This is a genomic window from Telluria sp. RT2P19, from assembly GCF_059685725.1.
Genome location: NZ_JCASIL010000009.1, coordinates 86,888 through 99,258 on the forward strand (window position 1 = coordinate 86,888; position 12,371 = coordinate 99,258).

A 12,371-nucleotide genomic window follows, 5' to 3' on the forward strand; every position below is an offset into this window, starting at 1 on the left:
TCAGTATCTGCGCAAGTCTGCAGGAAGGGAGTGAGGCGGCACTCGTAACCAATTGCCTTGGATAGGCGGTCGTTGATAGCAGCGTGACATTGGCGAGAAAAACCCGTGCGAGGCGAGCCCACTTTTTCCGACCTGGCCACTAGAGAGACCTTGTGCTCGGGTAAGTGATCAGCAGTATGACCGCGGCCAGAACCGTTCTTGCCTGAGATAGCCCCTTGATTCACCAGACACAGTCGATGTTGTATCCTTACGGATAGGAATAAGACTGTGAATATGACTAGTAACAAGCAAACCATCGAAGTCGTGACGGTGTCGGAAGAGCGACGCCGCCGCTGGTCAGTGCAGGAAAAGGCTGCGCTGGTCAAGGAAACGTACGAGCCGGGCATGAGCGTGTCGCTGGTGGCCCGCAAGCACGGCATCAGTGCCAGCCAGCTGTTCAACTGGCGCAAGCTCGAGCGGGAAGGCGCCCTGGTCGCGGTGCAATCAGGTGAATCGGTCGTGCCGGCGAGCGAATTGGCAGCGGCACGCGCCCAGATCGCGCAACTGCAGCGCATGCTGGGCAAAAAGACGATGGAGGCGGAGATCCTGCGTGAAGCGGTCGAGCTGGCTCGCGAAAAAAAGTGGATTGCGCGCTCACCCTTATTGGACAAGGACGGGCAGTGAAGCCTGTCTGCGTTGTCCTTGGTGTAGCGCGCTCGCACGTGACTGACCTGCTTGCCCGACCTGCAGACTGGGTCGACAAGCGCACCGTCGCCAAGCTTGATCCAGTAGCTGACGCGATGATTGCCGACGCCGTACGCGCCGAGATCACGGCACTGCCGACTTACGGCTATCGTCGTGCCGGCGCCCTGGTGAACCGCACGCGCAGCCTGATGGGCCTGCGCCCCGTGAACCACAAGCGCATGTACCGTGTGATGAAGCAGCAGGGTTTGCTGCTGCCCAAATCGCCTAGGCGTAGTGATAGCGGCCGTGCTCACGATGGCAAAGTGATGGTCGAGGAATCGAACCAGCGCTGGTGCTCGGACGGCTTCGAGATCGCCTGCGACAACGGCGAAGTCGTGACTGGTGTTTTCATGAAGGACTGCTGCGACCGCGAGATCATCGCCTGGCGTGCCTGGGTCGGCCGAGGATTGCCTGGTGAACCGGTGCGGGACATGATGATCGAGGCTGTGGAAACGCGTTTTGGCAGCACGGACGAGCGCGCGATTACTGTTGAATTCTTGAGTGACAATGGCGGAGCTTTCCGGGCCATCGAAACGCATGCCCTGGCCCATGAGCTGGGCATCAAGCCAGTGCATACCCCAGTGAACAGCCCGCAGTCGAACGGCATGGCAGAGAGCTTCGTGAACACGTTCAAACGCGATTACGTCGGTTGCATGGACCGCAGTAGCGGCGCTGTCGTGCTTGCCCAGTTGCCCGACGCCTTCAAGCACTTCAACGAGGTGCATCCGCATTCGGCGCTCGGCTACAAATCGCCGCGCATGTTTAGGAAAGAGCGACGCCGTCAGGCTCTGGAAACTGACGCTAAATAGGCATCAGGCTGTGTCCGGGAAAAGCGGGGCAAGAACATGCCAGCTTGAATACGTCGCTGCCGGGCACAGCTTCGTGCGGGTACTCGCTTCGGCATATTCCTTTCTACTGCAGCGTCGATTTGCGTTTTTACTCAGGGTAGGGCTAAAGCGAACAGTAAGCTCTCCTTGACTGTATCTATGCTGCAATGCAGAATGGCGCACTATGACCGATCCCTTCCGAACATCCGACACCATTTCGCGCCGGAAGTACGCCGCTGAGTGCGCTTGTACATGTCTCGGTCGTGATGAGCCCTCCTACCCAGGCGTAGGTTTGCCACGCGGTTATTTCTGCTCCGTTACTCCTCCGTAAGACACCTTCTCATCGACAGGTAGACCGATGCCGCTTTCTGCGGCAGCGGGCTCTCAATGCTTGTTTCAGATCTGCTGTGCGTACGTATTCGCGCAGCGTTGCTCATTCATCTGTACTCGGCGATATACGCCTGAGAAGGTAAATCTATGTCTCTACAAACAATTCGCCAGGATTGGTTTTCAAACGTTCGTAATGACCTGCTTGCAGGTCTCGTTGTCGCACTTGCACTCATTCCAGAAGCCATTGCTTTTTCCATCATTGCTGGCGTTGATCCGAAGGTCGGCCTGTATGCTTCATTCTCCATCGCGACCCTGATCGCCTTCTTCGGTGGCCGTCCCGGAATGATTTCGGCCGCTACCGGCGCAATGGCGCTCATCATGGTTTCCCTGGTTAAAACCCATGGCCTAGACTACTTACTCGCAGCGACGATCCTTGCCGGTGCTCTTCAAATCGCTGCCGGATGGATCAAGCTTGGTCGGCTAATGCGTTTCGTGTCACGCTCGGTGATCACCGGCTTCGTGAATGCACTTGCCATCCTGATCTTCTTGGCCCAGTTGCCAGAGCTGACGAATGTTTCCTGGCACGTATACGCCGTCACCGCCGCTGGTCTTGCCATCATCTATGGCTTGCCGTATGTGACGCGCACAATCCCGTCCCCACTAGTTGCAATTGTAGTTCTGACAGGTGCCTCGATCGCACTAGGCCTGGATATACGTACCGTGGGCGACATGGGACAGCTCCCGGACAACCTGCCGTCTTTCCTAATCCCGAACGTGCCGCTCAATCTCGAGACCCTTCAAATCATCCTCCCATACTCGGCAACCTTAATGGTGGTAGGCCTGCTCGAGTCGCTGATGACGGCTACGATCGTCGACGACCTTACCGACACCAAGAGCGATAAGAACCGGGAATGCGTAGGTCAAGGCGTCGCAAACATTGCGACCGGTTTCATCGGAGGTATGGCTGGTTGCGCGATGATCGGTCAGTCGGTCATCAAGGACCTGTCAGAATTTCTGTGTGGAGCGGGGTCATGAAATAATGCCGAAAGGACTGTTCCATGACCGACGTAATGACCACCAAAAAGCCCAAAAAACAGAAAGCAGCGTACCCATTCCCAGTCGAACTGATCGACCAGTTGCTAGCCCAGGTTGAGAACAAGGACGCCGAGTCGATCCTTGGCGAGTCTGGCTTGGCCGGGCAGCTTAAGAAGATGCTGGCTGAGCGCATGCTGTCGGCCGAGTTGAATCACCATCTGGCCAACGAAGAAGAAGGCAGCAAAAACCACCGCAACGGCAGCAGCCCGAAGAAGGTGCTGACGCCTGTTGGCGAGCTGAATCTGGATATCCCGCGCGATCGCCTGTCGAGCTTTGAGCCCAAGCTGGTGGCCAAGCATCAGCGCCGGATGTCGGGTTTCGACGATCACGTCATCAGCATGTACGCGCGCGGGATGAGCGTGCGCGAGATCCAGGCGCACCTGCTGGAGTTGTACGGCACTGAGGTCTCGCCAGACCTGATTTCGACCATCACCGACGAGGTCCTCGAAGAGGTCACGCAATGGCAGCAGCGGCCGCTCGAAGCGATGTACCCGATCGTGTATTTCGACGCGTTGCGTCTGAAGATCCGGGACGAAGGCACTGTCAAGAACAAGGCCGTTTATCTGGCCTTAGGCATTCGTGCCGATGGCCGCAAGGAGGTGCTGGGACTGTGGATCGAACAAACTGAAGGCGCCAAATTCTGGCTGAAGGTTTTCAACGAACTCAGGAACCGCGGCCTGGACGACATCCTGATTGCCGTCGTTGATGGGCTGCGCGGTTTCCCTGAAGCGATTGAGGCGGTTTATCCGCAAGCGCAGATCCAGACATGCATCGTGCACCTGATCCGCAACTCGACCACGCTGGCGGCCTGGAAGGACCGTAAGGAGCTGGCGGCAGCTCTCAAGCCAATCTACCACTCCGCCAATGCCGACCTGGCTGAAGCGGCGCTCGATGCGTTTGCGGCTGGCCCGTGGGGCACCAGGTTTCCGACAGTGGCCGCGATGTGGAGGCGCCAATGGCAGCAGGTCATTCCCTTCTTCGCCTACCCGCCGGAAGTGCGCACGATCATCTACACGACCAACGCCATTGAAAGCCTGCATATGCGCCTACGAAAGATCGTCAAGAACCGCGGCCACTTCCCGAGCGACGAGGCTGCGACCAAATTATTGTTCCTGGCCTTGCGTAATATCGAGAAAGATTGGAAGATGCCGCAGCGTACCTGGAAGCAGGCTGCAAACCAGTTCGCCATCATGTTCGGCGAGCGCTTCACGAACGCAATTATCTAACTAAGAATTCTGGCCCCGCACACAGAATTTCTGACAGGTCCCAGGCTTGGCACGCAAGTAGAAGTGGAAGGCCTCAACGAAGCAAGTGCCACCTTGGTCGACAAATTCGGTGTCCACGACAAGCATGACGGCCATGATGTGCTCGTCGGTCATTAGCCTTGACACTCTGCTTGTGAAGGTTCGTTTCGGGTGGAAGCTGCCGTCCAGGGACGTCAGGGGTCGGCTGAGTACGGGCGTTGTCCGCTCCTGTCATGCTTGGTAATCTTCAGCCGTGGCCGTTGCCAACAGCGTGCTGCACCACGACGTCCATCTGTAATGTTTGCTGGGTGCTGATATTGTAGGGGTACGACAGGACGCGCGGTGGCCGGGCCGTCACGCGGCTTTTTCGCGTCCATCAAGCAAATCCTTCTTCTTGCCCGCTGCTTTGCCCCTTTCATCCTGCCCTCTGGGAGGCAGCATGATTCGCGTCGAACGCGGTCTCTCCGATACCTCAAGCAATTCATTGAATCCAGCAAGGTTGGCTGCATCGTGCATATTGTCTGCACGCTTGTCTGCCTATCAATTGCAAACTTCTCCTCTGATGCTAGTTACCTCGGCTTTGGGGCCGGGTTGTCGCGGGACTGAACCTCGAGCATTGGGTCAACGACGGCTTCATGGCAGGTGTTCTTCCTGCTCATCGGTCTGGAACGTGAACGCGTACCGTAGAGCGGTGAATTGTCCGACACGAGCAATGCCCGGCTACCGATGTTGGCTGCGGCTAGCGGTATCGCAGTGCCGCCCTTGCTCCACTTTGGCATGAACGCAGCACGCCAACTCAGGCAGGCGTTGGCGTGCCAATGGCAACCGACATCACGTTTGCGCTTGGCGTATGGGCTTTGCTCGGCAGGTGCCGGCATCGCTGAACATCTTCCTGACGGCGTTGGTTGATGATGGACGACCTGGGCGCGATCATCGTCATCGCCCTGTTTGATAGAAACACGTGTCGACGATCGCGCAACCCTGACCGGCATCCTTTCCAGCCTAACGACCGGAATACCTTGGGAATACCTGCCGCGGGAGCTCGGCTGCGGTACCGACATGACGTGCTGGCGTTGCCTTCGCGAATGATGCAAGCAGGCGTTTGTCAGCGTCCATAAACCAGTTTTACGACGTCTCCGCGAGTATGACCAAATTTTTTTTAGGTCAAGCGAGCGTCGACGCTGCTAGTGTGCCTGTATCGGCTAGTGGCGAGCATATCGGCCGGTACCTAACTGATCGTGGAAAACTCGGCTGCAAACATCATTTGCTGGTGTACGAACTTGGACTGCCTCTGGTAGCCCAGCTCTCAGATGTGCAGGTCCACGATTTGCATCTGCTCATCGCATGAACGACGGGGAGAAGTCTCTCAGGCACTCCTTTCGCTTGCATGCTCGCTCATCTGTTGGCGGAATGTCGAACGGTCTTGCTGGGCGTCTAAAGTCAATCGTGATCCTATTCCCTCTCCGCCTTTGCCAGTGCGCGGCCCAGTTTCAATGTCGTTGCTGATGATGAGTGCAAGCGATCGTTGCACCGGTTCAGGTGCGACGGCCGCGCTTACGTAGGCCTGTTTCGATGTTCGGAAAGGTCGCGTTCCCGGATCGAGCCATGAGAGGTACGCATGGTTTACTTGCGCAGGAATTGCCTGAAGAATATGCTGCTGGCACGATTCCCGGCTGAAGCAAACTCATGCATCCCTCCATTCGCCAAATCACTCTCGTCATTTCGTTTGCAGCTACGATTTCGGGCTGCAATACCCTGGGCGTCCTTGCGCGCACCGAGCCGGGCGCCGGACACGAAGCTGCCACGGTGTTTGGCAAGTGGGTACACGCCGGCGGCGATGCCGCTGTGGCAGCCACCTGGTCGCGCAAGGTCGCTCCTGGCGTGTCGATCCAGGAGATCGAAGAAGCGTTCACCAGTGTCGCAGCAGAAGACAACCTCCGACCAGTCGGCGAATTGTTTCTTTCAAACGAACTGGCGCTGCGCTCCGGGCGGGCGCAGAGGTTCCTGAAAATCTACTCGTACTGCGATCCTGATACTGCACGTGCGATTGTCGACTTCAGTCCGGCGATGGCAGCGTTCCTTCCCTGCCGGATTTCCGTTGTAGAGCAGCACGACGGCCTCTGGATCTACGCGATGAACATGGACATCCTGATCAAACTGGGGAGGCCTATGCCACCCGATCTCCGTACGAGAGTCACGCAGGTGCGTGCAACTATGCTGAAGATGCTTGATCGCGCTGCGAACGGAGAATTCTAAGCCTCTTGTGTTAGCGATAGTGGCTTGGACCACGACAAGCCACTGCATGCCGCTTTGCAGCATCGAAATATCTTGCTGTACATCGATCTTAATGGTTATATGCTTATAAACACATAAGCTTATAACTTCACAGCGCACTGAATCGATGGATGTGGATCTCGACAAGGAGGAGATGGCAGAAGTATTCGAAGAAGTCTCGAACTACTTTAGCCTGCTCTCAGAACCAACACGCTTGAAGATCCTCCACGCCCTGTGTAATGGCGAGCGTTCGGTTGGGGCAATCGTGACGCAACTTGGGGCAACCCAGGCAAACGTCTCGCGCCAGCTGAACATGCTATACCGTGCCCGCATCCTGGGGCGCCGCAAGGACGGCGCGCAGGTGTACTACCGAATCGAAGACCAGAACACCATCGCCTTGTGCCGCACCGTGTGCAATCACATGGCAGAAAAGGTGAAGAAAAGCCGCCAGATAGACCAGGCAGCGCTCGAAAATTTCATGACAGGAAGCTAATAAGTTGTCGGGTAAGACGAAGTAGAAGACGCTCAGCTTCTATATGACCATATGATCATATGCTCATATAGGCATATGATCATGCGGTAATTTTATTGTTCATCGTAAGGATGGAGTAGATGGGTAACCCGATTCGCAAGTTCGGCCGTGTAGTGAAGGCGCCAGAAAATTTTGTCGAGCACTCTCTAATCAATGACATCAGCGCGCACGGCCTAAACGAGGAGCGACGTGGATTTCTGCGCCGCAGCTTTCTCGCAGCCAGTGCGGCAATGGCAAGTGGTGGAGTCCTGGCCCAGGCAGGCGAGGGCGATCCGAACATCCTGACGCTGCCCGAACATGCGCGCACGCTTGGCAAGCCGGTCGCCTCGGCGCCCTACGGGATGCCGTCCCAGTTCGAGGCCAACCTGCAACGTCGAGAATCTCCCGGGCTGACCCGCGTCTCGGCGGCTTCCGTGGCTTTTACTCCATTGCAGGGCCTGTTTGGCATCATTACGCCCTCCGGCCTGCACTTCGAACGCCACCACCAGGGATGGCACGACATCGATCCGAGCAAGCATCGCTTCATGATCAATGGACTGGTCAGGCAGGCGAAGGTCTATACGATGGATGACCTGATGCGCATGCCCTCGGTGTCGCGCATGCATTTCATCGAATGCGGGGCGAATACCGCCATGGAGTGGGGCAACGTGGCCGTCCCGTCGGTGCAGTATTCGCACGGCATGCTCAGTTGCAGCGAGTTCACCGGCGTGCCGCTGTCGGTGCTGCTGGAAGACTGCGGCTACGACAAGCGCAAGGCCAAGGTCGTGCTGGCCGAAGGCGCGGACGGTTCGTCGATGACGCGCACAATCCCCATCGACAGGGCGCTCGACGACGTCATCGTCGCCTGGGCCATGAACGGCGAAATGCTGCGTCCGGAGAACGGCTACCCGCTGCGCTTGGTCGTGCCCGGCATCCAGGGCGTTTCCTGGGTCAAGTGGCTGCGCCGGATCGAGGTTGGCGACCAGCCCTACGCGACGAAGGACGAGGCGATCCATTACATGGACGCCATGCCCGACGGCAGTTACCGCCAGTACACCTCGATCCAGGAGTGCAAATCGGTGATCACCACGCCGTCGGCCGGCCAGCGCCTGCTGGACACCGGCTTCTACAACATTACCGGTCTGGCCTGGTCCGGACGGGGCAAGGTCAAGCGGGTCGACGTCTCGGTCGACGGCGGACGCAACTGGCGCACGGCACGGCTGGAAACACCGGTGCTGGACAAATGCCTGACCCGCTTCAACATCGACTGGGAATGGAACGGCGCGCCGACCATCCTGCAATCGCGGGCAATCGACGATACCGGCTACGTCCAGCCAAAGATCAACGAGTTGCGCGCGGTGCGCGGCACGCGCTCGATCTATCACAACAATGCGATCCAGTCCTGGCAAGTGGAGCAATCGGGGGAGGTGTCGAATGTCCAGGTCTATTGAGCTCGCGGCGGGTGCGCTGCTGGCGGTCGCGACAGCGGCCGTGTTCGCCGGCCCCCAGGCCTTGCCTGGGCGCCCAGCGACGCCCAGTGAAGTCGCGGCATGGGATATCGACGTGCGGGCCGATTTTAAGGGCTTGCCGAAAGGTTCCGGCACCGTGGCGGCCGGCCAGGTCGTGTGGGAAGGTAAATGTGCGTCTTGCCACGGCACCTTCGGCGAGTCGAACGAGGTATTCACGCCGCTGGTCGGCGGCACGACGGCCGAAGACGTCAAGACCGGCCGGGTTGCCGCGCTCGCCAACGGTCGCCAGCCGCAGAAAACCACCCTGATGAAAGTCGCCACCGTCTCGACGCTCTGGGACTACATCAACCGCGCAATGCCGTGGACCGCTCCGAAGTCGCTCACCACCGACGAAGTCTACGCGGTGACCGCCTACATGCTGAACATGGGCGAGATCATTCCCGAGGACTTCGTGCTGTCCGATAAAACGATGGCGCAGGCCCAGGCGCGCATACCTAACCGCAATGGCATGGTGACGAAGCACGGGATGTGGGATGTCAAGGGCAAGCCCGACGTGCGCAGCGTGGCCTGCATGAAGAACTGCCCGGTCGATCCGGCGCCCCGTTCGGCTCTGCCCGAAGCGGCGCGCAATGCCCACGGCAACCTGGCCTTGCAGACCCGCGGCTTCGGCGCCACCCGCGGCGTCGATACCACCCGTCCCGCGTCAGCCACCCGCGCTGCAGCCAGTGCAGCTGCGGTGCCGGCAGCAGTGACAGCGCCGGCGGCACCGGCCAAGGCCGCGGCCGCCTCCGTGCCGACCGCCCTGCTGCAGGCGAACGCCTGCCTGGCTTGCCATGGCATCGACAACAAGGTCATGGGCCCGAGCTTCGCCGCGGTGCGCGCCAAGTACAAGGACGATGCCGCTGCGCCCGCGCTGCTCGCCGAAAGGATCAGGAAGGGCAGCAGTGGCGCCTGGGGGCCGGTACCGATGCCTCCCCAGGCTCACGTGAAGGAGGAAGACCTGAAGGTGCTGGTGGGCTGGATCCTGGCACCGCAATAAACCGGTACGGCGGCAAGCCGTACCGTTAACAATACTTAACGGAGATGTAGCAATATGAAACATGTCGTAACCGGACTCCTCCTATCGCTCGCCTGCGCAGGCGCAATGGCCGCCGACCACCAGGTCAAGATGCTCAATACCGGCAAAGACGGCACCATGGTCTTCGAGCCGGGCTTCCTGAAGGTCGCCAAGGGCGACACGGTCAGGTTCATCAAGGTGGATGTGTCGCACAACAGCGCCTCGGTTGTTACCCCGCCTGGCGCCGCCGCGTGGAAAGGCAAACCGGACGAGGAAATCTCGGTCAAGCTCGACCAGGAAGGGGTCTACGTCTACGTGTGCGAGCCACACAAGATGATGGCCATGGCAGGGGTGATCCAGGTCGGCAAGCCGGTCAACCTGGCGGACGCGAAGAAGGGTGCGGACGCCCTGTCGAAGTCCTTCGTCATGAGCAAGGATCGCCTCGACAAGTACATGGCGCAGGTGAAGTGAGCATGCATGCCGCTCCGGCGGCTGGCGTTTACAACAAATGGAGGATGTTATGAATCAACAGCGACGCAATGTCATGCGCATCAGCGCGATCCTGGGGGCCGCGTTCGCCGCGGGTGTGCTGAAACCGGCTGACGTGTTTGCGGCCGAATGGAGCCAGAAGGTTTTTGACGCCAAGAGCCTCGAGGCGGCGGTCAAGGAGCTGGGTGGCGACAAGTTCACTGTCAGCACCGATGTGTCGATCACCGGGCCGGACATCGCCGAGAATGGCGCCGTGGTGCCGGTATCGATCGCCAGTAAGGCGCCGAACACCGACTTCATGGCCGTGCTGGTGGAAAAGAATCCGAGCACCATGTCGGCCAGCTTCAACATCCCGGCGGGCACCGAGGCGGCCGTGACCACCCGGGTAAAGATGGGCGGGACCTCGAACGTGCACGCGCTGGTGCGCGCCGACGGCAAGTGGCTGCTCGCCACCAAGGAAATCAAGGTTACGCTCGGCGGTTGCGGCGGCTGATCAATCAAGCTTATTAAAAGGAAATAACATGGCAGACCCAATGCGTATCCGCGCCACCCTTTCCGGCGACACGGTCGAGGTGAAGGTCCTGATGCGGCACGACATGGAAACCGGACAGCGCAAGGACGCGTCCGGCAAAGTGATTCCGGCCCATTACATCAAGACGCTCGTAGCGAAAGTCAAGGACAAGGTCGTGCTCGACGCGAACTTCGGTCCCTCGGTATCGAAGGACCCGTTCCTGGCGTTCAAATTCAAGGGCGCCGCCAAGGGCGACAAGGTCAGCGTGACCTGGACCGACACCGCGGGCGACACCCGGACCGACGAAGGCACCATCAGCTGAAACACGAGGCGCCCGGACCGCGGCGCAGACATGCGCGGCGCCAGACCGCGCAGATATATTCAAAGGAGACAGCCATGACCAGGATGCGTTCCGGTTTCGTCGCAGTGTCGCTGCTGGCCATATGCGCCGCGGCGCTGGCGCAATCGTCGGCAACCGACGAGATCGCCAAATACCGCCAGATGCTGGCCGACGGCAACCCCGCCGAGCTGTGGGAAATGAGCGGTGAGGAATTGTGGAAGAAGAAAGCGGGTCCGAAGAATGCTTCACTCGAGCGATGCGACTTCGGTAAGGGGCCGGGCGTGCTCAAGGGCGCGTATGCCGAACTGCCGCGCTACTTCCAGGACGTCGACAAGGTCATGGATCTCGAACAACGTTTACTGCATTGCCGCATGACCCTGCAGGGACTTAGTAAAGCCGAGGCCACCAAGCAGCATTTCGGCGCGTCCGGCAAGAAGTCGGATATCGAAGCGCTCGTCGCCTACATCACGGCCGAGTCGCGTGGCGCCACGATGGCGGTGTCGACCCGGCATCCGAAGGAAAAGCAGGCGTACGAGACGGGCAAGCAGCTGTTCTTCTACCGTGGGGGCGCACACGACTTCGCTTGCGCCACCTGCCATTCCACCTCCGGCCAGCGCATCCGCCTGCAGGAGTTGCCGAACATCCTGGAGAAAGCCAACGCGCAGGCTGCCTACACCACGTGGCCGGCCTATCGCGTTTCCCAGGGCGAGGTACGCACCATGCAGCACCGCCTGAACGACTGTTTCCGCCAGCAGCGTTTCCCCGAGCCGATGTACGCATCGGAGGCGATCACCGCCATCACGATGTTCCTTGCCAAAAACGCGAACGGCGGCGTGTACGCCGGCCCGGCACTGAAACGATAGGAGACCGGCATGACACCACTGAATACCACGCTGATCGTCGTGCTGGGCGCCGCTGCCGCCGGCTGCGCAACTGTCGCAGCCGAGCCCGATTACCGGCAGGCCGCGCTCGCTTTGCTGAAGCAGGATTTCCGTTCGAAGGGGCCGGCGACGCTGGAGCGCGTCACCACTCAGGACGAAGCCCAGCAGCTGTGCAGCCAATATCCGCAGGAGCGCCCGGCCGAGGTCGCGGCCCGGATCGAAGCCACACAAATGAAGAACATCCGCCAGCCCGCCGACGGCAAGTACCTGGGCAACTGGAAAGAGGGCGAGAAGATCGCCCAGAACGGGCGCGGCATGCAGTCGTCCGACAAGCTCGGCGGCATCAACGGCGGCAACTGCTACGCCTGCCACCAGATTTCGAAGCAGGAAATCTCGTTCGGCAATATCGGGCCGAGCCTCTACAACTACGGCAAGATCCGCGGCAGCAGCGACGAGATGCTCAAGTACACCTGGGGGAAAATCTATAACGCCCAGGCTTATACGGCCTGCTCCAACATGCCGCGTTTCGGCCACAGCGGCATTCTGACGGAGGCCCAGCTCAAGGATGTGATGGCATTGCTGATGGATCCGACCTCGCCCGTCAACCAATGAACCACGCC

14 protein-coding genes and 2 pseudogenes are annotated in these 12,371 nt (G+C 59.5%); 15 read left to right on the forward strand and 1 reads right to left on the reverse strand.

All coding sequences use genetic code 11. The features are described 5' to 3' along the window. The first annotated feature begins 273 nt into the window (after window positions 1-273). The 4 genes and pseudogenes from AC56KW_RS13065 to AC56KW_RS13080 all read left to right on the forward strand — a co-directional run. A protein-coding gene (locus AC56KW_RS13065; protein ID WP_497171163.1) for an IS3 family transposase occupies window positions 274-1,532 on the forward strand; the annotation gives its coding sequence in 2 pieces (ribosomal slippage) (window positions 274-604 and window positions 604-1,532; 1,260 coding nt in all). Window positions 1,533-2,027: 495 nt separating this feature from the next. Further along, window positions 2,028-2,876: pseudogene (locus tag AC56KW_RS13070) on the forward strand (SulP family inorganic anion transporter); the annotation flags it as partial. Between the two features lie 74 nt (window positions 2,877-2,950). Continuing rightward, the gene (locus AC56KW_RS13075) at window positions 2,951-4,201 is read left to right on the forward strand and encodes an IS256 family transposase (protein ID WP_497171215.1); all 1,251 of its coding nucleotides are present in this window, start codon (window positions 2,951-2,953) and stop codon (window positions 4,199-4,201) included. A gap of 42 nt (window positions 4,202-4,243) precedes the next feature. Next, window positions 4,244-4,357, forward strand: a pseudogene (locus tag AC56KW_RS13080) (STAS domain-containing protein); the annotation flags it as partial. Window positions 4,358-4,573: 216 nt separating this feature from the next. Here AC56KW_RS13080 and AC56KW_RS13085 read toward each other — a convergent pair. Continuing rightward, entirely contained in the window at window positions 4,574-4,735 is a 162-nt protein-coding gene (locus AC56KW_RS13085; protein WP_497171164.1) for a hypothetical protein, read from the reverse strand. Between the two features lie 302 nt (window positions 4,736-5,037). On the opposite strand from AC56KW_RS13085, the gene AC56KW_RS13090 reads away from it, so the two are divergent. From AC56KW_RS13090 to soxX, 11 genes are all read left to right on the forward strand, one after another. Further along, window positions 5,038-5,103 (forward strand): hypothetical protein, encoded by a 66-nt coding sequence (locus AC56KW_RS13090; RefSeq protein ID WP_497171216.1) that lies wholly within the window; start codon window positions 5,038-5,040, stop codon window positions 5,101-5,103. Between the two features lie 64 nt (window positions 5,104-5,167). Then, window positions 5,168-5,308: a transposase gene (locus AC56KW_RS13095; RefSeq protein WP_497171165.1), complete on the forward strand. Its 141-nt coding sequence runs from the start codon at window positions 5,168-5,170 to the stop codon at window positions 5,306-5,308. 597 nt (window positions 5,309-5,905) lie between these two features. After that, window positions 5,906-6,475 carry a DUF302 domain-containing protein gene (locus AC56KW_RS13100; protein ID WP_497171166.1) on the forward strand — a complete coding sequence of 190 codons (570 nt, stop codon included), beginning with the start codon at window positions 5,906-5,908 and terminating at the stop codon, window positions 6,473-6,475. Window positions 6,476-6,647: 172 nt separating this feature from the next. Continuing rightward, window positions 6,648-6,986: an ArsR/SmtB family transcription factor gene (locus AC56KW_RS13105; protein ID WP_497171167.1), complete on the forward strand. Its 339-nt coding sequence runs from the start codon at window positions 6,648-6,650 to the stop codon at window positions 6,984-6,986. Window positions 6,987-7,105: 119 nt separating this feature from the next. Next, window positions 7,106-8,455: a sulfite dehydrogenase gene (soxC, locus tag AC56KW_RS13110; protein ID WP_497171168.1), complete on the forward strand. Its 1,350-nt coding sequence runs from the start codon at window positions 7,106-7,108 to the stop codon at window positions 8,453-8,455. After that, a complete protein-coding gene (locus tag AC56KW_RS13115) occupies window positions 8,439-9,512 on the forward strand; it encodes a c-type cytochrome (protein WP_497171169.1) in 1,074 nt (357 codons plus the stop codon). The genes soxC and AC56KW_RS13115 overlap by 17 nt, the downstream gene beginning before the upstream one ends. 54 nt (window positions 9,513-9,566) lie before the next feature. After that, a complete protein-coding gene (locus AC56KW_RS13120; RefSeq protein ID WP_497171170.1) occupies window positions 9,567-10,001 on the forward strand; it encodes a pseudoazurin in 435 nt (144 codons plus the stop codon). A gap of 49 nt (window positions 10,002-10,050) precedes the next feature. Continuing rightward, window positions 10,051-10,512, forward strand: coding sequence for a thiosulfate oxidation carrier protein SoxY (gene soxY, locus AC56KW_RS13125; protein WP_497171171.1), 462 nt, complete (start codon window positions 10,051-10,053; stop codon window positions 10,510-10,512). Window positions 10,513-10,540: 28 nt separating this feature from the next. After that, window positions 10,541-10,852: a thiosulfate oxidation carrier complex protein SoxZ gene (soxZ, locus tag AC56KW_RS13130; protein WP_497171172.1), complete on the forward strand. Its 312-nt coding sequence runs from the start codon at window positions 10,541-10,543 to the stop codon at window positions 10,850-10,852. Window positions 10,853-10,935: 83 nt separating this feature from the next. Beyond that, window positions 10,936-11,733, forward strand: coding sequence for a sulfur oxidation c-type cytochrome SoxA (gene soxA, locus AC56KW_RS13135; RefSeq protein WP_497171217.1), 798 nt, complete (start codon window positions 10,936-10,938; stop codon window positions 11,731-11,733). A gap of 9 nt (window positions 11,734-11,742) precedes the next feature. Next, window positions 11,743-12,363, forward strand: coding sequence for a sulfur oxidation c-type cytochrome SoxX (soxX, locus tag AC56KW_RS13140; protein ID WP_497171173.1), 621 nt, complete (start codon window positions 11,743-11,745; stop codon window positions 12,361-12,363). Window positions 12,364-12,371: the final 8 nt, after the last annotated feature.